Annotated in this window: 19 protein-coding genes; 10 read left to right on the plus strand and 9 right to left on the minus strand. The window is 45.7% G+C overall.

Going from position 1 to position 17,471, the window contains the following annotated elements; all coding sequences use genetic code 11:
* Window positions 1-38: 38 nt before the first annotated feature.
* On the plus strand, window positions 39-515 hold the full coding sequence (locus tag AB4Z08_RS22605; RefSeq protein ID WP_441576058.1) for a GNAT family N-acetyltransferase: 477 nt from the start codon (window positions 39-41) through the stop codon (window positions 513-515).
* Here AB4Z08_RS22605 and AB4Z08_RS22610 read toward each other — a convergent pair.
* Entirely contained in the window at window positions 507-1,586 is a 1,080-nt protein-coding gene (locus AB4Z08_RS22610) for a mechanosensitive ion channel family protein (RefSeq protein ID WP_441576059.1), read from the minus strand. The genes AB4Z08_RS22605 and AB4Z08_RS22610 overlap by 9 nt on opposite strands.
* 44 nt (window positions 1,587-1,630) lie before the next feature.
* Window positions 1,631-2,662, minus strand: a complete 1,032-nt coding sequence (locus AB4Z08_RS22615) for an NADP-dependent oxidoreductase (protein ID WP_441576060.1) — start codon at window positions 2,660-2,662, stop codon at window positions 1,631-1,633.
* Between the two features lie 81 nt (window positions 2,663-2,743).
* Here AB4Z08_RS22615 and AB4Z08_RS22620 point away from each other — a divergent pair, with 81 nt between their 5' ends.
* On the plus strand, window positions 2,744-3,127 hold the full coding sequence (locus AB4Z08_RS22620; RefSeq protein ID WP_441576061.1) for a winged helix-turn-helix transcriptional regulator: 384 nt from the start codon (window positions 2,744-2,746) through the stop codon (window positions 3,125-3,127).
* A 115-nt stretch (window positions 3,128-3,242) separates the two neighbouring features.
* On the opposite strand, the gene AB4Z08_RS22625 is transcribed toward AB4Z08_RS22620, so the two are convergent.
* Entirely contained in the window at window positions 3,243-3,911 is a 669-nt protein-coding gene (locus tag AB4Z08_RS22625) for an NAD(P)H-dependent oxidoreductase (protein ID WP_441576062.1), read from the minus strand.
* 92 nt (window positions 3,912-4,003) lie between these two features.
* Between AB4Z08_RS22625 and AB4Z08_RS22630 the strand changes: the two genes are divergently transcribed.
* Window positions 4,004-4,363, plus strand: a complete 360-nt coding sequence (locus AB4Z08_RS22630; RefSeq protein WP_441576063.1) for a winged helix-turn-helix transcriptional regulator — start codon at window positions 4,004-4,006, stop codon at window positions 4,361-4,363.
* Here AB4Z08_RS22630 and AB4Z08_RS22635 read toward each other — a convergent pair.
* On the minus strand, window positions 4,358-4,999 hold the full coding sequence (locus AB4Z08_RS22635; RefSeq protein WP_441576064.1) for a VOC family protein: 642 nt from the start codon (window positions 4,997-4,999) through the stop codon (window positions 4,358-4,360). The genes AB4Z08_RS22630 and AB4Z08_RS22635 overlap by 6 nt on opposite strands.
* Before the next feature lie 82 nt (window positions 5,000-5,081).
* On the opposite strand from AB4Z08_RS22635, the gene AB4Z08_RS22640 reads away from it, so the two are divergent.
* The 3 genes from AB4Z08_RS22640 to AB4Z08_RS22650 all read left to right on the plus strand — a co-directional run bounded on the left by AB4Z08_RS22640 (window position 5,082) and on the right by AB4Z08_RS22650 (window position 6,913).
* Complete coding sequence (locus AB4Z08_RS22640; RefSeq protein ID WP_441576065.1) at window positions 5,082-5,666, plus strand: TetR/AcrR family transcriptional regulator; 585 nt, start codon at window positions 5,082-5,084, stop codon at window positions 5,664-5,666.
* A gap of 112 nt (window positions 5,667-5,778) precedes the next feature.
* Window positions 5,779-6,423 carry a hypothetical protein gene (locus AB4Z08_RS22645; protein WP_441576066.1) on the plus strand — a complete coding sequence of 215 codons (645 nt, stop codon included), beginning with the start codon at window positions 5,779-5,781 and terminating at the stop codon, window positions 6,421-6,423.
* A 31-nt stretch (window positions 6,424-6,454) separates the two neighbouring features.
* Window positions 6,455-6,913, plus strand: a complete 459-nt coding sequence (locus AB4Z08_RS22650) for a GNAT family N-acetyltransferase (protein WP_441576067.1) — start codon at window positions 6,455-6,457, stop codon at window positions 6,911-6,913.
* Here AB4Z08_RS22650 and AB4Z08_RS22655 read toward each other — a convergent pair.
* Complete coding sequence (locus AB4Z08_RS22655) at window positions 6,879-7,418, minus strand: hypothetical protein (protein WP_441576068.1); 540 nt, start codon at window positions 7,416-7,418, stop codon at window positions 6,879-6,881. The two genes, AB4Z08_RS22650 and AB4Z08_RS22655, sit on opposite strands and share 35 nt — an antisense overlap.
* A 304-nt stretch (window positions 7,419-7,722) precedes the next feature.
* Between AB4Z08_RS22655 and AB4Z08_RS22660 the strand changes: the two genes are divergently transcribed.
* Complete coding sequence (locus AB4Z08_RS22660) at window positions 7,723-8,043, plus strand: hypothetical protein (protein WP_441576069.1); 321 nt, start codon at window positions 7,723-7,725, stop codon at window positions 8,041-8,043.
* A 397-nt stretch (window positions 8,044-8,440) separates the two neighbouring features.
* Here AB4Z08_RS22660 and AB4Z08_RS22665 read toward each other — a convergent pair whose 3' ends face one another.
* The 3 genes from AB4Z08_RS22665 to AB4Z08_RS22675 form a co-directional block, all read right to left on the minus strand.
* Window positions 8,441-9,184, minus strand: a complete 744-nt coding sequence (locus AB4Z08_RS22665) for a hypothetical protein (protein WP_441576070.1) — start codon at window positions 9,182-9,184, stop codon at window positions 8,441-8,443.
* Between the two features lie 277 nt (window positions 9,185-9,461).
* Window positions 9,462-9,926 (minus strand): glycine zipper domain-containing protein, encoded by a 465-nt coding sequence (locus AB4Z08_RS22670; RefSeq protein ID WP_441576071.1) that lies wholly within the window; start codon window positions 9,924-9,926, stop codon window positions 9,462-9,464.
* Window positions 9,927-9,978: 52 nt separating this feature from the next.
* Window positions 9,979-10,440, minus strand: a complete 462-nt coding sequence (locus AB4Z08_RS22675) for a GNAT family N-acetyltransferase (protein WP_441576072.1) — start codon at window positions 10,438-10,440, stop codon at window positions 9,979-9,981.
* Between the two features lie 221 nt (window positions 10,441-10,661).
* On the opposite strand from AB4Z08_RS22675, the gene AB4Z08_RS22680 reads away from it, so the two are divergent.
* Entirely contained in the window at window positions 10,662-11,615 is a 954-nt protein-coding gene (locus AB4Z08_RS22680) for a pectinesterase family protein (RefSeq protein WP_441576073.1), read from the plus strand.
* On the plus strand, window positions 11,612-13,228 hold the full coding sequence (locus AB4Z08_RS22685; RefSeq protein WP_441576074.1) for a glycoside hydrolase family 43 protein: 1,617 nt from the start codon (window positions 11,612-11,614) through the stop codon (window positions 13,226-13,228). Before AB4Z08_RS22680 ends, AB4Z08_RS22685 begins: the two co-directional genes overlap by 4 nt.
* Window positions 13,229-13,237: 9 nt before the next feature.
* Here the strand turns inward: AB4Z08_RS22685 and AB4Z08_RS22690 are convergent, their stop codons facing one another.
* Window positions 13,238-14,278, minus strand: a complete 1,041-nt coding sequence (locus AB4Z08_RS22690; protein WP_441576075.1) for a LacI family DNA-binding transcriptional regulator — start codon at window positions 14,276-14,278, stop codon at window positions 13,238-13,240.
* Between the two features lie 224 nt (window positions 14,279-14,502).
* Between AB4Z08_RS22690 and AB4Z08_RS22695 the strand changes: the two genes are divergently transcribed.
* The gene (locus AB4Z08_RS22695) at window positions 14,503-17,460 is read left to right on the plus strand and encodes a SusC/RagA family TonB-linked outer membrane protein (RefSeq protein WP_441576076.1); all 2,958 of its coding nucleotides are present in this window, start codon (window positions 14,503-14,505) and stop codon (window positions 17,458-17,460) included.
* Window positions 17,461-17,471 lie beyond the last annotated feature (11 nt).

Genomic DNA, 17,471 nt, shown 5'->3' on the forward strand with positions numbered 1-17,471 from the left:
GAAAGCATTTACTTTAATAGCGACAAAATCATTCAGCGATGACCTCCCTGCAGGAAGACACTATTATCCGGAAATTAGGTCCGGGCGAAAAGATTCCCTATGACCTGTTATTATTGGCCGATCCTTCTATTATAGCCCTCAATGCCTATTTATCACTGGCGGAAGTATACGTTATGGAACAGGATCAGCAGGTAATAGGCAGCTATGTATTACTGGCAAACGATCCGGAAGAACTTGAGATTAAAAATATTGCTGTAAATCCAGCCTACCAGGGAAAGGGTTTTGGTAAGATATTATTGCAGGATGCCGCACAACGGGCCAGGGCCAATGGTTTTAAACGGATTACCATTGGCACCGGCAATTCGAGTATTGCACAACTGTATTTATATCAACGGCAGGGATTTGAAATCACCGCCATTAAGAAAGATTATTTTATGATACATTACCAGGAGCCGATCTATGAAAACGGCATTCAGTGTAAGCACCTGATCCTGCTGGAAAAGCGACTAAACTGATGTTTCCTTATTTTCAATATAAGCCCTGGTTTTTGGTAAACTGTCAGGATGATGTTCTCTTACATATTTGATCAGATTTTCCCGGATGTAGCAACGGAGATCAAATGCATTGCCAGAGTTAGCAGCGCTCATTAATGCCCTCACTTCAATGGTTCGTTCGCTGGTATTGGTTACCTGCAGGGCTTTTGCGCGCTTATCCCATAATGGCGACAGTTCCAGGAGTCTTTCAAATTCTGTTCTCAGCTGATCTACCGGTACCGTATAATCCATATAGAAAAAGGCGGTGCCCAGTATTTCTGCGCCGGTGCGGGTCCAGTTCTGAAAAGGTTTCTCTATAAAATAGTTAATAGGTAAAATCAGTTTACGCTGGTCCCAGATATTGAGTACTACATAGGTCAGTGTAATTTCTTCCACACGTCCCCATTCACCTTCTACTACGAGTACATCATCAATACGAATGGGCTGTGTAAAAGCAATCTGGAAGCCTGCGAGGAGGTTGCCCAATGATTTCTGCGCGGCAAAACCAATAATGATACCGCCTACACCTACGCCGGTGAGGAGTCCTGCACCCAGTTTACGCATGCTGTCGAAACTGAGTAATATTACGCAGGCAGTGAGTATCAGTATCAGGGAGATGGATAACTTACGGATGAACTGCAGCTGCGTGCGTATTTTTCGTTCTTTCAGGTTGTTGGCTTTATTCAGATCATACGCGTGATAGATATAATCTTCCATCACTTTGATGATACCTATCACCAGTGCTGCAAACGACAGTGTTAATGCAATCTCCGCCAGCTTGCTCATCACCGGCACATAATTGGGATTTACCCGCATCAGGGGCAATGCCATATTCAGCAGGAGCAGGGGCAAAAAGTAATTGAATGCCTTACCTAACCGATACAGGATACTATGAATCAGCGAAAATTCCTGTTGAACGGAGACTGACTTCCGTAAGAATAAGGAGAGTAACAATTTGATGAGCCATCCCGTGATGACTGCAATGCCTGCCAGCATCAGGTTCCATAGGAAATTAGGCAGGTGGTCCGCATTTTCTATAAATTGATTCCACATGCGCGCCCATGCCCCAAAGATGATGCCGGTATGTGCCAGCAGTACTATTCATTTTCCGGAAATATTGTCATGACCAGCTTGCGTCCTCTGCTCTGATTGCGTTCCAGCAGATCGTGTGATTGTTGTACTGTTTCCACACTTAACATACCTGTAACATACACCGGAGACGGAGTGAGGATTCCTTTCTCCAGCATGGCCGTGATCTGCCGGAGGCTATCTCCGTAATAACGCAGTTGCCTGGTAAGAGAATAAGCGTAATTGGAAATATTCATGATGACGGTTCCCTTATTGAAAAGCGTTTCCCTGGCTGCCGGAGTAGAGAGCGCTGTTACGTCCTGGTAAATGCCATTGGTGAGGAGTACATCGGCACATAGTTCGGAGAGATGACCACCTACAAGGTCGATACTGGCATCAAACAACTGACCGTTCTGCTGTATTAAAATTGTCTGCAATAAATCTGGCAGGCGGTAGTCGATGATCTGCGATGGAAGCAATCCTGCCAGCAGCAATTGTCGTTTGCTGTCTTCATTACCTGCCGTTACGCAGAGCTGCGTATATCCTGCAGCTATGAGGAGTTTTACCAGCACCAGCCCTACGCCTCCGGCAGCGCCGCTGATGAAAATGCGGGCAGAGGCAGGCAGCTGCAGGCGTTTATAGCATTGCAGTGCGGTGAGCGCTGCAGTGGGCAGGGCAGCAGCTTCTGCAAAGGATATGTTGGTGGGCTTATGTACCAATATTTCCTGCGGCAGACTGATATGCGTAGCATAGGTGCCGTTGGAGCCCATACTACCCGATGCGGCCATCACAGCATCTCCTATGGCAAATTGTTGTACCCCTTTGCCTGTTTTAATGACGATGCCTGAAAATTCGCGGCCCAGTATCGGGGAGTGCATCCGTTTGCGTTCTGTAGCTCCTTGTCTCATCTGATAATCGATCGGATTAAATGCGGTGGCCATTATTTTTACCAGCACCTCATTATCTCCCGGTTCGGGTATGGGCAGTGTGGCAGCAGAAAAGTTTTCTACGCCCCCAAAATCATTTAGTACAATTGCCTGCATGTTTTCTAGCTCTTTCATGCATCAAAATTATTGTGATGTTCTGTTATATTTGCTATGAGTATACCGGAGGTAACCGGTTTACAATGGAAACCAACAGCTATGGCAATTATAAATATAAAAGGAAATCTGCGGGAAGCGACTTGCCACGAAGAACTTACTGCGATGCGCGACAGTATTGAATTATTCAGTGGCAAATGGAAGCTGCAATTACTGCGGTATCTGGCCTACCGGCCTGAGGAGAGTAACTATTTTAAAAAGATATTAAGGGAGATAGAAGGCATTTCTGCGAGGATGTTATCAAAGGAACTGAAGGTGCTGGAAATGAATTTCCTGGTGACCAGGACCGTCCTGAAAACAAAACCTGTTACCGTAGCATATGCCATTACGGCTTATGGTCAAACGATATTGCCGGTAGCGGAGAGTCTGGTGGAATGGGGGCTGTGTCACCGGCAAAAAGTAAAGGCCGCTATCCTGCATAATTAAACGATTGGATCCTGCAGTGGCAAACTCACTGCAGGACCAGATCTTACCCGCTATTAACATCCGCTAACATCTAACGGCTAAAAGCTAACAGCTCTATTGCTGAGGGGTACTTAAATTAGTAACTCGTGATGTTGATGGGGGATTCTTCAAAGATAGTATTCAATCTGGATGTCCAGTTGCTGAGTTCCTGGCTGCGGTCTTCCGGTGTTTGTCTGGCGGGACCGTACACTACCTGTGGCGATAATACGGAAAAGCCGGTGAACTGGAATATGCCGCGGTGCAGGGGTTTCAGCATGTTATCCATGTCGCCGTTGGCGCCACCGTCTATATAATCTTCCTTTTTTCCGCCGGTGGTGAGCGAAAGCATTGCTTTTTTGCCACTGAAGATACCGGTTTCGTAAATATGTCCTTGTCCGTAGGTACGGCCCATGGCAAACACGCGGTCTACCCATCCTTTCATGATCGCCGGTACACTGAACCACCACAGTGGAAATTGCCAGATCATCAGGTCGCACCAGGCTACTTTTTCCTGTTCAGCTGCGATGTTGGGTGCGAAGCCGTTGACGCTGGTGGCATGTAGTTCTTCCAGTTGTTGTTTAAAAAAATGATGATTGTGCGTGCTGGTGAAGTTGGTACGGTCTGAGGCCGCATTAAATTCCATGGCGTATAGGTCAGATGTTTTTACCTGGTGGCCTGCGGCCTGGAGTGTGGATATAGCCGTGTTAAACATAGCGCCGTTCATGCTCTTTGGTTCCGGATGTGCGTATACAATAAGAATATTCATGTGATTGTTCGTTTATGGGCTCAAAATTATTATATGAATATTACATTTGTAGTACAGCAGCCTATTGTATGCTGCTCACAAAAATGTAAGTAATGGCGAAGAGAAAGGAAACATCAACCAACACGATTAACCTGGAGGAGATCCGCGAAGTATGCGGGATGGCCTTCGCAATGGATATACTGTCCGGCAGATGGAAGTTGAAGATATTATACAAGCTGGAGACCAAGACGCTTCGTTTCAGCGAATTGAAAAAGAAGATCCCCAACATTACGGATCGTATGCTCACGTTGCATTTGCAGGAGCTGGAGCGGGATGGCCTTGTTAAGAGAACCGTTTATCCGGAAGTGCCACCACGGGTGGAGTATAGTCTTACAGACAGTGCCCTGTTGCTGGTGCCTATCTGGGACCAGTTGAACGAATGGGGGCATATGCACCGGGATCGCGCGTTATAATGCGAAAGTGTTTGTTTCTCCGTTGTGTTCAATCGTTACTGTAGCAGGGAAGGGCTGTGCCGGTATTTGTGTCGGAAACCAGTTCCTGCCCTGTGCCGCGATGATCAGCAACCCATTGTCGTCCCCCAATGCTGTAAAAGCCTCCATTCTGGGCTGTTTCGCGAAAACCGGCAAATGCCAGGTGCTGATCAGCTGATCAGCATATGCAGGCACTGCGGCAGCAGCAATTCCTATCTCACTGATATTGATAATGGTTAGTGTGTTTGCTTCATTTGGCAGGTCGTGCCGTGCAATCAGTTCCAGCAGATTGCCATTATTATCATAGAAATAAACTGCGTGAGCATTCCAGTTGTCGAAAGCGGCGATAGGACTGTTATCTGTCACGGGTAACAGTGTGGTGATTTGCTGCAACCAGGTGATGGCTTCTTCCAATAAATCAGGTGTGATATTAAATGCAAAGTGGTACACGGGATGTGTAATGGCTGTTTGCTGTTCAAACGTCAATACAGATGTGCCGGCCTGAAAGCTGATGCTGTTACTGCTTTGACGGAGTATGGGCAGTTGAAGTTTTGTGGTATAGAAAGCGGTAGTTTGCGCAATATCGTTGGTGTATATACTGATTTCTTTAATATTCATGATATCCGTTTTATTAGTACAAATGTACTAATAAATTTCATTCTTGTACATTTGTACTAATTTTTCTATTTTCGCTGTAGCTATGAATACAAAAGACAAGATATTAATTACGGCGCTGCGGTTATTTAACGAGCAAGGCATTGATGTGATCACCATCCGGCACATTGCGAAGGAAATGGAGATCAGTCATAGTAACATTCAGTATTACTTCCCCAACGCAGATGAAATTATTACTGCTCTTTATACCCGGCATATTGATGAGCTGAATGCATTGCCGCCACTGGAGAATGGGAGCATTGCCTCCCTGCAGGAGTCGATTGCCGGCATATTACAACATATTTATCAGTACCGGTTTATCTATATTCACTTTGTGGTAATAGCACGGCGTATACCTGCTGTGAAAAAAGTATATAGTCAGCGGTTTCTTGCCCGGCGGACACAGTTGCTGCAGGTGTTTGAGCATTTCCGGCAGCAGGGCCTTATGCGGAACGATATACCTGCTGCTGTGTGGGAGAGCTTAATCAGGAGTATTTATATCATCGGCGATTTCTGGATATCAGCGAATGAGCTGACAACGGGGTTGAAGGGAAAGAAAGCAGTGGGGTATTATGCGGAGATGATTGGAGATATGGTGTATCCGTATTTGACGGAGAAGGGGAAGAAATGAATTTATCTAGTATTTGCCCGGGCATTGTTTATGTAAGGGAGAGCTACTATATTTGAACGAATGTTAACCTTTTATAGTGTAGTCATGTTTTAAATCCAGTTAAAAATATATTATGATACTTACCAGTCAGGCCCTGAATGATCTTGAACAGAATACCGCATTAAAGAAAACCTATGCCAGCGCAGGCAGCTGGGGACAAAACAAACTTATGTTCCTGCCCATCGTTATCCTGGTATTCAGCGCATTTGCGCTTTACTTTTTTTATGATTTATCGAAAAGAGATGCCAGCTACTCCACTTATTCGTTGGTTTGTGGCGCCCTGATATTACTATCCATCGTGGCTATTGCAGTGATGCAGAATAAGGCAAAGAAGAAGATATTGGAAAACATCGTTTCGGTACCTGTATGCATAGCGAAGAAAGTGTATGGCAACGATGATACCGGCGTTTACTATTGCATTTACACCAACGGCAGTAAACGTCATGATATCGCATTTATTGAAGGAATCGCCGATAAAATATTCAACATCGATCAAGAGCCGGATGCAGCGCTGCGTAAGAAAATTAACAATTTGTTTGAAGTAAAACTGGCGAATACCAATGCACCCGCAGTACTTTTGCCGGAGCAGTTTACCGGAGGTGAAAAGGTATACCAGAAACAGTTTGCTACTACGGCATTGAGTCACGTGGTGGCGGAGAACGATGGTAAGTTTGCAGTGCTCGATTTTAACGGTGTGGCTGTGCCTGTGATGAAATGATTGTTTTGAAGAATACATAAACCAGATGAATATGGAACTTACATTCAGRTTGGCTACGAAAGAAGATATTCCTGACATTGTTAGTATGCTGGCAGACGATGCACTCGGCGCTGACAGAGAGAATCCAGATAATGCGCTTTCCGACAAGTATCAGAAGGCATTCGAAAGAATTGCGGCAGATTCCAACCTGGAATTAACGGTGGTGGAAATGAATGGTGAATCAGTAGCTACATTTCAGTTGTCGTTTATTCAATACCTGGTCAATGAAGGCGGATTGAGAGCACAGGTAGAAGCCGTAAGAACCCATTCAAAATACCGCGGACAAGGCATCGGTAAACGCGTGTTTGAATATATTGTTAACCGTGCGAAAGAGAAAGGGGCCTATATGGTTCAATTGACTTCTGACAAGAAAAGAGTGGATGCGATCAGGTTTTATGAGTCGGTGGGGTTTAAGGCTACGCATGAGGGGATGAAAATGAGGTTGGGGTAGTTGTTTTTCCATATTGTAAGCGGGCATATTCATGTAGAAAATCGGAGAGCATTTTTTCATCAAATCCCTCTGTACTATTGACCCAGTATTTGGGTTGTCCATTTTCGATAATCACGAGGGTATAAAATTGCGGCATCCTTAGATAGCGGGCCTGGAACCTAAGCTCCAATGAAGTGGTAGATATGGGGAAATAAATGCTTTTCTTTCTAAAACCCTGGAGGTAGGTCACTATCAGCTGATCTTTTAATACCTGTACTGCAATTGTGTATTTATTGTATAGTGTGAATTTTACGTATAAATAAGTAACTGCTGAAATCAATAGGATGGGAACCAAATACTTATATGGATTGACATTATTGTAGTGGCGGGGGATGAATAATAGTAGCATGGCGAAGTATGCGATGCTTTTGCCGACTAGCTCAAACAGGTGGCTATTTGTAGATTTGATTTCCATGTTTTTGGTATAGGTAGGAGTGAAATTACTGCGTTTTAACAATGGTAACAACTTTCGCCCATTTTTCAGGGAATAGTCTTTATGACCGTTAATTTATGTCAATTAGTGTTAAATAGTCTTAAGAAAATCACTTGTATATTTCCCGCTATTATCCGTTAAATTCAGTACTGATAAGCATTATAAGCTACCGGCTGGTAGTAGTACCTCATTTCCCGCATTATCCTTCACATTAAACTTCGACACCTAACAGCTATCCAAGAGTGCAATCCTAATATGCTGAACTAATTCTTACCACTTGTGGCAATTCAGTGTATACCCTGGAGTTAAAATCATCAATAACTTAAAACACACAATTATGATGAAGCATTTTCTTGTAGCAGGTTTGTTAATGGCAACACTTGTATCCGCAAAAACTTATGCGCAACAGCCGCAGCAACAGCAACCACAGCAACAGCATGACCATGAAGGTTTTTTTAAGAAAATTGACACCGATGGAGATGGTAAACTCAGCAAAACTGAGGTAGATGCAGCTGCGAAAGATAATAAAAGGGTTTCCAAATTGAAGGAGAATTTCGACGCCATAGATGCTAATAAGGATTCTTTTCTTGACAAAGAAGAACTGAAGGCTTACCGGAAAAAAGAGGGCGGTCAGAAGAAAGAAGGAGGAACGAAATAATTGTATTTTTTTTAAGCGGGGCGGCCATCGGGATATTAACCGTGGCTGCCCCGCTTTCTTTTCTATAAAGCAATAGTTTTTATCTCATTAAGAACCCTCATCATTATAATCAGTATTACCCACAAAATGTATTGCCATTATGTAGATTCCGTCCAGGCTATGCTTAGCACCCGCTAAGTACCTATAGAAGCAGTGCAGCAGAGGTGGACTTGATGCGGGGATGACGTCCGGAAGTATAATCCCGATGAAATCGCATCAACAAATGGAAAGAGGTGAGAACCGGCCATAGGAGGGCTGCTTCAGTGCCAGGCTGTAGCTGCGGAAAGAGAGGTAGTATTTAAAGGAAGCAGGTACAAAGGGATTATTTATCAAAATATCTCCAGGGGCAAGGATCGCTTTATTCCAGTTGAATGACGGATGTATATTTATGTGGATAGGTGAGGCCCGGAAGCAATATTGTCCGCTTTGGGTAGGTACGTTTATGAGCATATTTGGGTACCCGTGGCGCTGCCACCGCAATAATATCGGCGGCCATGTATTGTCTGCTGTTGGATGGGCCGTCCTTGTACATGGCTCTTACCTGGAAAACTACTACCAGTGAACCCTCCCCGGGTACCTCCAGTGAAACATTTGTTTCCTGGAAAGTGGTATCCGGCGCTATCATTAGTGTGACCGTTTCGCTACCTGCCACCTGATGTGATATAAAATCAATACGTGTTGCAATCACTTTTACTTCCAGTGCAGTAATACCTTTATACCCGTCGATGGTTTGTGCGGGAATATTTAATACTCCGTTACTCAAAAGCCGGGGAGCCACCGGGAAAAAACGATCTACTCCGGTATGCTGATTGAAGCGGAAGCCAGTGATAGCCTCGTGATGATCGCCGGCAGCAATGAGCAGCCTGTTCAGCCGATTGATATGGGCACCATCACAGTGGATATCCAGGTGGCCGTAGAAAGCATGCCGGATAAAAGCGCCTTTTCTGCTGGCGATGCCAAAGCGTCTGGATGCGCGGCGGGTGGCAGCCGTTTGCTGCACGCTTTCCGGCATGGAGCGCAGGAAGTAGTTGCCATTGCGTTTATACCCAATGAGAGGGCCGAGTTTTCCCGTAAAGGGAATGATAGACATTTGTTTTGCCATGGGAGATTATTTTGATTACTATAAATATAACATAATTCGGGGAACGTGTTTTCGGGACAGCTGGAAGATTATCTAACGGGAGTGTAATGGGGATTATATAATATTCAAAGCTAGTGTAGTAGGGATTTGACAATGACAAATGCGCGTGTATGGGGCACTTAAAGAATATTGAAAAAAGTTGAAAACTTTGATTTATAAGCATTCAGCATCCACTAATAGTATACACAAAAAAAGGCGCATCCACTGGAATGCGCCTTTTCAAAATTATATCAAAGCATTACTGCCCCTGTTTCTTTTTCTTATGATCCACAATGGCTCCTGTACCTGCACCTACACCGGCGCCAATCAGGGTTCCTATTGCGGCTCCTTTCAGTCTGTCTTTATTTACAATTGCTCCGGTAATGGCACCTGCACCTGCGCCTACAACGGCGCCTTTAGCAGTGTGGCTCCATCCTTTCCAACCTTTCTTCTTTGCTGGGGCTGCTGGAGCTGGTGCTGCCGGAGCGGGACTGTTCATCTCTGCATCGGCATATCCTGGTGTTACAGCAGCGTTGGAAGTATTATGTCTGTGTTTCTTTAAGTTATTCATTGAATCCACTACCTGTTGTTTAATGGAACTTACATTATTCATGGAATCAATGGTGGCTTTCTTCGCGCTCTCTATAGCGGCGGCATTATCAGCATTGCTTTTGCAGGAAAAGAAAATGACTGCTGCTGCTAAGGCTACAAGTAACTGTTTCATGGTTAAAATCCTTTTAACAGCCAGCTAGCGAAAATTATGCCAAACTCAAAAATTACAGTGGTAATCGCATTTCTACGAGGTTGGTGCGGAATCCGGCTTTCTCATAAGCTTTAACGGCAGCCTCGTTCCCGCCATATACTTCCAGCCGCATTTCAACCATTCCCTGTGCGGATGCCCAGGCTTTAAGTCCTTCGACGATCAGCTTGTTGACCCCTTTACCCCGGTGTGCGGGTTCTACATACATAAATCCCAGGTATGCATATTGGGGAAATGTAAGATAGGGTTTGGCTTCCTTTATACGTGCATAGCCAGAGCCTATCAGCTGGCCATCATACTCCGCCACCAGTACTTCCGCATCGGAAGCGGCGATCATAGCGGCAATATCGTAATAATGAAAAATACCGTCTTTTATAGTCGGGTCATAGGGCCGTTCTGAGTTGATAATATGCTGCTCAAATTCAAGCAGAATGGGTAGGTCAGCCAATATTGCCTTTCTGATGTGAATAGTTTCCATGATTGCTTAATTGTAACTAGTGTAGCGCAAATATCAGTTTTTTACTACTTATAACCGCTTAATCTACCAATTACTGTCGGGCGAGCGAGGGTTTTGTTTGCACGGATTATTAAAGAACTGTTCCTGACATATCTGCCAATACTCCGGGAACGATTGCGTAAATATCCCCGCAGTTCTGCACCCCATTTGCTATTTTGACGGGTGCAATTCAATACCACGCTATGAAACAAACTATCTTAACAGCCATAGGCCTGTTCATTAGTCTCTTCCTTTCTGCGCAAACGATAGCGAAAACAGTCGCGAAAGATGGCAGCGGTGATTATACCACCGTGCAGGCGGCATTAGATGCGATACCCCTTAACAACAAAATACCTGTACGCATCTTCATAAGAAATGGCATTTACAGGGAAAAAATAAAGCTGGATTCCACCAAAGACTTTGTTACGTTAATAGGAGAAGATGAAAATAAAACGATTCTCACCTACGATGATCATGCAGGCATGCGCAATGCTGCCGGTGATAGCATCACTACCTATTCTTCTCCCTCCTGTATGATTTCTGCCAGCGATTTCAGGGCAGAACACCTCACCTTCGAAAATACTGCCGGCGTAAAAGCGGGACAGGCTGTGGCGCTCAGCGTACGGGGCGACAGGGCTACGTTTGTGCATTGTCGTATGCTGGGTTTCCAGGACACTTTGCTGGCCGGAACATTTTACTGCAGACAATACTACAAAGCATGTTACATTGAAGGAAGTACCGATTTCATTTTTGGCTATGCGGCTGCATTGTTTTATAAGTGTCTTATTAACAATAAAACAAACTCCTATATTACGGCAGCGGCTACACTGCAAACATGCCCGGTGGGGTATGTATTTAAAGATTGTACACTGACTGCAGACAGCGGCGTAACCAAAGTATACCTGGGGCGGCCCTGGCGGCCCTACGCCAGCACTACCTGGATTGACTGTTACATGGGCACACACATTTTGCCGGAAGGTTGGGACAACTGGCGAAAAGAGTCGAATGAAAAAACGGCCCGTTACGCAGAGTATAACAGTCGTGGCCCCGGTGCCAACCCGGCGGGGAGGGTAAGATGGAGCCGGCAACTCACCAAAAAGGAAGCGAAACAATTTACAAGGGAATATATATTCGGAGACTGGAAATTTAAATTATGAAGATAACAGCCTGTCTGTGGTGCCTGCTGGCAACCACACCGGTGATGGCACAATCTGTATCAGAAGTGTCGAAAGTATGGGTAGCTGATAATGGAGATGGCACTTATAAGAATCCGGTACTATATGCGGACTATTCCGATCCCGATGTCATCAGGGTAGAAGACGACTATTACCTGGTAGCCTCCAGCTTTGACGCCGTTCCGGGCTTGCCGATCCTGCATTCCAAAGACCTCGTCAACTGGCGTATTATCGGGCATGCTTTACTGCGTCAGCCACCCTATGATCATTTCGCGGTAACGCAGCATGGTAACGGCGTTTGGGCGCCCGCTATCCGCTATCACAATAAGGAGTTTTATATTTATTACCCGGATCCCGATTTCGGCATCTATATGGTAAAAGCAAAGCAGATCACAGGTCCCTGGAGTATACCGGAACTGGTAGTTGCCGGTAAAGGACTGATAGATCCCTGCCCTCTATGGGATGATAACGGACACGTATATATGGTGCATGCTTACGCAGGTAGTCGCGCCGGTATTAAAAGTATCCTCATAGTAAAAGAGTTGAATGCCACCGGTACTAAAGCGCTTGATGAAGGCGTGCTGGTATTCGATGGACATGACGATCAACCTACACTGGAAGGCCCCAAGATCTATAAGCGTAGTGGGTACTACTATATTTTCGCACCTGCTGGTGGCGTTAGCACAGGTTGGCAACTGGTATTGCGCTCGAAAAATATTTATGGTCCCTACGAAAGTAAAACGGTGATGGATCAGGGGCATTCCCCGATCAATGGACCTCATCAGGGCGCCTGGGTACAAACGCCAAAAGGGGGCGACTGGTTTCTGCATTTCCAGGATCAGGAGGCGTATGGCAGGGTTGTTCATCTACAGCCGATGAAGTGGGTGAATAACTGGCCGGTGATAGGTATAGACAAAGATGGTGATGGCAAAGGAGAACCCGTACTCAGTTGCCGTAAACCAGATGTAGGCAGCACTTATCCGCTGGCCACTCCACAGGAGTCAGATGAGTTTAATAAAAGCACATTGGGACTGCAATGGCAATGGCAGGCGAATCCGGCTGCCGGCTGGGCTTTCCCGTCTGCTGCGCATGGCAGCCTGCGTCTCTTTGCAGCGCAACAGCCCGACAGCGCCCGGAATTTGTGGGAAGTACCTAATGTACTCCTGCAGAAATTTCCGGCGCCGGCATTTAGTGCTACCGTGAAGTGCCGCTTTAAACCCAGACAGGAAGGAGATCGTATGAGCATGCTGGTAATGGGGAGCGATTACGCCGGACTATCACTCGTGAAAAAAGCAGACGGCATTTATTTATCCCGATTCAGCTGTAAACAGGCAGACAAAGGCCATCCCGAAACGGTTACCGTATTGGAAAAGATAACGTCCACGGATATATTTTTCAGGGTGCAGGTGAGAGAAGGCGCTGTTTGTCAGTTCAGCTATAGCCGCGATGGACAAACATTTCACGATGCAGGAGCACCGTTTACCGCCGTTGCCGGCAGATGGATAGGTGCCAAAATGGGATTGTGCTGTACCAGGAATGTTAAAACAAACGATGCAGGCTGGGCTGATGTGGACTGGTGGAGAGTAGATAAATAGTTACCGCGATTATCGTTTCTTTTTAGCTGGTGCCACCGGAGGAATCAATAATTCCGTTTGCAATACCCGCGTTTCGAAATCTTTCACGGGCCTTTTGCTTTCTATCAGTTGCAGTAATAATTGAGTGGCCACCTGTCCCATTTCAAAGGCGGGTTGCCGCACTACGGTGAGTGGCGCATGCAGTAGTTCAATCAACTCTGAATTGGAAAATCCTGTCAACGCCATTTCACCGGGGATGGCCACCTGCGCTTTTTTCAGCGCACGCATACAACCTGTAGTAAGCTTATCTGAAGTGGTAAAAATAGCATCCGGCCGTTTCTTTTCTTTCAACAGCTCCTCTACGGCATCTGTTACTTCCTCCAGCAGCATGCCGCCATGGAAGCAATATTTGATGAGCGAAGGTGGGGGCTTGATACCGTGTTTTTCCAATGCAGCCATATATCCCGCCACCCGTTCACGGGTAATGGAAAGATGCGCTGAGTTGGTAATACAGGCAATACGCCTGTATCCCTGCGAAAGCAAATGCATAGTGGCATTATACGCTCCCTGGAAATTATCCACCATTACTTTATGCGTGGCAATATCTTCTACAATCCGATCGAAGAATACAATGGGAAAACCGTATTGATGTAGCGCTTTCAGATGCGTCAGGTCCTTAGTCGCACTGGATACCGAGATCAGCAGGCCATCTATGGAACGGGAAGCGAGGTATTGTAATGTTCTTACTTCTTTTTCAAAAGATTCATGACTCTGGGAAATGATGACCGTATAGCCTTGCTCGTTAGCAACTGATTCAATTCCGTTAATTGTCTGCGAAAAAAAGCTGTTGGCAATCTCGGATACGATTACGCCAATTGACCTGCTTTTTTTCTCCTTTAAACTTAAAGCAATAGGGTTGGGATGATAGTTCAACTGTGCAGCATGTTCCAGTACCAATTGCTTGGTGGCCGCACTGATTTCATGGCTGTCACGCAATGCACGTGATACCGTGGAAGTAGACAGGTGAAGTGCCTGCGCAATATCTTTTATAGTAGCTGCTTTATACTTCATAAGGCTTCCGGACTATGTTTTCCGGCATTCAGGTAGGAGGTGAAAGTACTGATTTTTCCGGGAACGATTGCGTAAATAAACTTCACGATTAATAAATAGTTCTGTAGACTTGTAATCACACGACACAGAAAAAAAGCGCTCCTGTTTCAACCAACAAATCACCACGTTTAATCAATAGCGATTAGCACAACCTTTATTTGCCATTTAAATTCACGCCAAACGTTATGAAAAGAATTTACCTTATTTGCTTGCTGCTGTTGGGTTTTAGCGGCTGGGCGATTGCACAGACCCGCACCGTAAAAGGGAGGGTGACAGATGCAGCCTCCGGCGATGCACTGCCACTTGTAAGTGTACAGGTGAAAGGAACTACCAGTGGAACCCAAACAGATACACATGGAAATTTTACGCTGCAGGTGCCAGACGGGAAAAAAACGGAACTGTTGTTCAGTTACGTAGGATACGCCCCGGTAACTATAGTAGCGGATAATGTCAATATGACAGTAAAAATGGAATCGAATAATAAAAGACTGGATGAAATTGTAGTAGTAGGGTACGGCATGGTGAAAAAACGCGATCTCACCGGTGCGGTGGTATCCGTAAAAGGGGAGGAGTTGAAAAAAGTGCCTTCCACCAATGTGATGGAAGCGGTGCAGGGAAGACTGCCAGGTGTGGACATTACCCGCAGCAGCGGTGCTGCCGGGGCTAAAGTGAATGTCACGGTAAGAGGTAACCGCTCTATTACAGCAGGCAATGGCCCCTTATATATCGTTGATGGCGTTCAGTATGAAAATATCCAGGATATCAGTCCGAATGATATCCAATCAATGGAAGTGCTGAAAGATGCATCTACTACAGCTATCTATGGTTCCAGAGGCGCCAACGGCGTTATCATGGTCACTACCAAAAGAGGTACAGCCGGCAGACCACGCGTAAATATCAGTTCCTATGCCGGCATATCGGAAGTAAACGGTTATCCCCGCATGAGTAACGGGGAAGAATATACGGCATTGAAACGCGAAGCGAACCGCACCACCGGCAGATGGGCCAGCCCCGCCGATGATTCCAAAATATTCAACGCATTTGAACTGGATGAAATCAAAAATAATATCTGGACAAATTATGCTGACGAGCTTTTGCATAAAGGTTTACAGCAGGACTACCAGGCAGGCATCTCCGGAGGATCAGAAAAAACAAAAGTCTATTTCTCCTTTGATTACTTTAACGAAAAAGGGCTGCTGAAACTGGATGACCTGAAACGCTATGCTACCCGCTTAAACATTGATCAAACCATTAATGATGCGATCAAAGTAGGTGTACAGAGCCAGATCACTTATTATGATCAGAGTGCCCGCCGCGATCCGCTGAATCAGGCCAATAAGTATATTCCGCTGGGTGTTCCCTATGATTCTGCCGGCAACCTCGTATTATTCCCTAACAGCGGGTCCGCTATCAACCCGCTGGCAGATGAACAACCGAATGCCTATCAGAACATTACACGCACTACCCGCACCTTTATCAATGCTTACCTGGAACTTACTCCCTTCAAAGGATTTATGTTCCGGTCTAATTTTGGTGTAACCCTGGAAAATGCAAAACAAGGCATCTTTGCATCTAAAAGTTCCATTGACCGGTCCACTGCATCTACTTCGCGATCCCAGTCCAACAGCAATACCCGCAGGTATCTAAGCTGGGAAAACGTAGCCACCTATAATAAAACGATCGGTGATCACTCCTTCGGGATTACCGGCGTAGCCAGCGTATTGTCAGATCAGCGCGATTCTTCCCTCATGCAGGGAGAAGGACAGCTGCTGCCCTCTCAACTGTATTATGCGCTGCAAAATAGTGTGAGCGGCATTGCTATCCGTAACAGCTTCCAGGCCAGTAAACTGATCTCTTTTACAGGCCGTTTGAATTACGCATTCAAAGGAAAATACCTGTTATCACTCACGGGGCGCTCCGATGGCTCCTCTAAATTAGCGCCTGGTAATAAATGGGCTTTCTTCCCATCCGTGGCAGCGGCATGGCGTATCAGTGATGAAAAGTTCATGAAGTCACAAACTTTCCTGAGCGATCTGAAACTGCGGGTGAGCTATGGCATAGCAGGCAATGATGCGGTACCTCCTTACTCCAGCACGGCCTACCTCACTAAAATTCCATTCTCTTTCGATGATACCAATGCCGCCATGGCTTATGCCATCGGTGATCAGGCGGCTAACCTGGGGTTGAAGTGGGAACTGTCTACCACTAAAAATATCGGACTCGATTTCGGTATCATCGCCAATAAAATCAGTGGTAGCATCGATTACTATGATACACAAACCAAAGACCTGTTACTGCTGCGTACTTTACCTACTTCCTCCGGTGTGAGCGTTGTAATGCAAAACATTGGGAAAACCCGTAACAGAGGGATTGAAATAGGTATCAATACCACGAATATTGCTACGGCTGATTTCAGGTGGACTTCCAACATCGTGTACTCCCGTAACAAAGAAGAAATCGTGGCACTGGCAGATGGCAGTACCAACGATGTGGCCAACGGCTGGTTCATCGGATCTCCGGTGAAAGTGTATTTCGATCAGCAGAAAATTGGTATCTGGCAAACAGCAGATGCGGGGGAGGCCACGAAATACGGTTACAAACCCGGCGATATCCGCGTGAAAGACCAGGATGGTAATGGGGTTATCAATTCTGCTGACCGCATCATCCTGGGGGCGCAGGTGCCTAAATGGAGTGGTGGCATAAATAACGACTTCCGCTACAAAAATTTTGATCTCAACATTTATGTGTTTGCTCGTATAGGGCAGTGGATCAATTCGGAATATGCCGCCAAATTTGATCCACAGGGCCTGGAAAACAGCGCCCCGCTTAACTACTGGACACCTGAAAATCCATCCAACGAGTATCCACGCCCGAATGCCAGTCTCTCTAAAGATGGCACGCCGTTTATTAAAACACTGGGTTATAAAGAAGGCTCTTTTGTGAAGATCCGCAATCTATCTCTGGGGTATACCTTCTCCGCTCAGGCGTTGAAACCGCTGCACCTCAGTAGTCTTCGTTTATACGTAACCGGTAAGAACCTCTTTACCTTCAGCAAAATAAAAGATTACGATCCGGAAAGAGGTGGTGATCTGAGCAACCCGCTCACCAAAATGTATGTGGCAGGAATAAATGTTGAGTTTTAATTTTCAAAAAA

It is taken from the genome of Chitinophaga sp. RAB17, from assembly GCF_052114225.1.
Lineage (GTDB): Bacteria > Bacteroidota > Bacteroidia > Chitinophagales > Chitinophagaceae > Chitinophaga.

Coding starts and splice junctions, on each gene's coding strand:
- AB4Z08_RS22605 (WP_441576058.1), top strand. CDS start 39: ATGACCTCCCTGCAGGAAGACACTATTATCCGGAAATTAGGTCCGGGC.
- AB4Z08_RS22610 (WP_441576059.1), bottom strand. CDS start 1,586: ATGTGGAATCAATTTATAGAAAATGCGGACCACCTGCCTAATTTCCTA.
- AB4Z08_RS22615 (WP_441576060.1), bottom strand. CDS start 2,662: ATGAAAGAGCTAGAAAACATGCAGGCAATTGTACTAAATGATTTTGGG.
- AB4Z08_RS22620 (WP_441576061.1), top strand. CDS start 2,744: ATGGCAATTATAAATATAAAAGGAAATCTGCGGGAAGCGACTTGCCAC.
- AB4Z08_RS22625 (WP_441576062.1), bottom strand. CDS start 3,911: ATGAATATTCTTATTGTATACGCACATCCGGAACCAAAGAGCATGAAC.
- AB4Z08_RS22630 (WP_441576063.1), top strand. CDS start 4,004: ATGGCGAAGAGAAAGGAAACATCAACCAACACGATTAACCTGGAGGAG.
- AB4Z08_RS22635 (WP_441576064.1), bottom strand. CDS start 4,999: ATGAATATTAAAGAAATCAGTATATACACCAACGATATTGCGCAAACT.
- AB4Z08_RS22640 (WP_441576065.1), top strand. CDS start 5,082: ATGAATACAAAAGACAAGATATTAATTACGGCGCTGCGGTTATTTAAC.
- AB4Z08_RS22645 (WP_441576066.1), top strand. CDS start 5,779: ATGATACTTACCAGTCAGGCCCTGAATGATCTTGAACAGAATACCGCA.
- AB4Z08_RS22660 (WP_441576069.1), top strand. CDS start 7,723: ATGATGAAGCATTTTCTTGTAGCAGGTTTGTTAATGGCAACACTTGTA.
- AB4Z08_RS22665 (WP_441576070.1), bottom strand. CDS start 9,184: ATGGCAAAACAAATGTCTATCATTCCCTTTACGGGAAAACTCGGCCCT.
- AB4Z08_RS22670 (WP_441576071.1), bottom strand. CDS start 9,926: ATGAAACAGTTACTTGTAGCCTTAGCAGCAGCAGTCATTTTCTTTTCC.
- AB4Z08_RS22675 (WP_441576072.1), bottom strand. CDS start 10,440: ATGGAAACTATTCACATCAGAAAGGCAATATTGGCTGACCTACCCATT.
- AB4Z08_RS22680 (WP_441576073.1), top strand. CDS start 10,662: ATGAAACAAACTATCTTAACAGCCATAGGCCTGTTCATTAGTCTCTTC.
- AB4Z08_RS22685 (WP_441576074.1), top strand. CDS start 11,612: ATGAAGATAACAGCCTGTCTGTGGTGCCTGCTGGCAACCACACCGGTG.
- AB4Z08_RS22690 (WP_441576075.1), bottom strand. CDS start 14,278: ATGAAGTATAAAGCAGCTACTATAAAAGATATTGCGCAGGCACTTCAC.
- AB4Z08_RS22695 (WP_441576076.1), top strand. CDS start 14,503: ATGAAAAGAATTTACCTTATTTGCTTGCTGCTGTTGGGTTTTAGCGGC.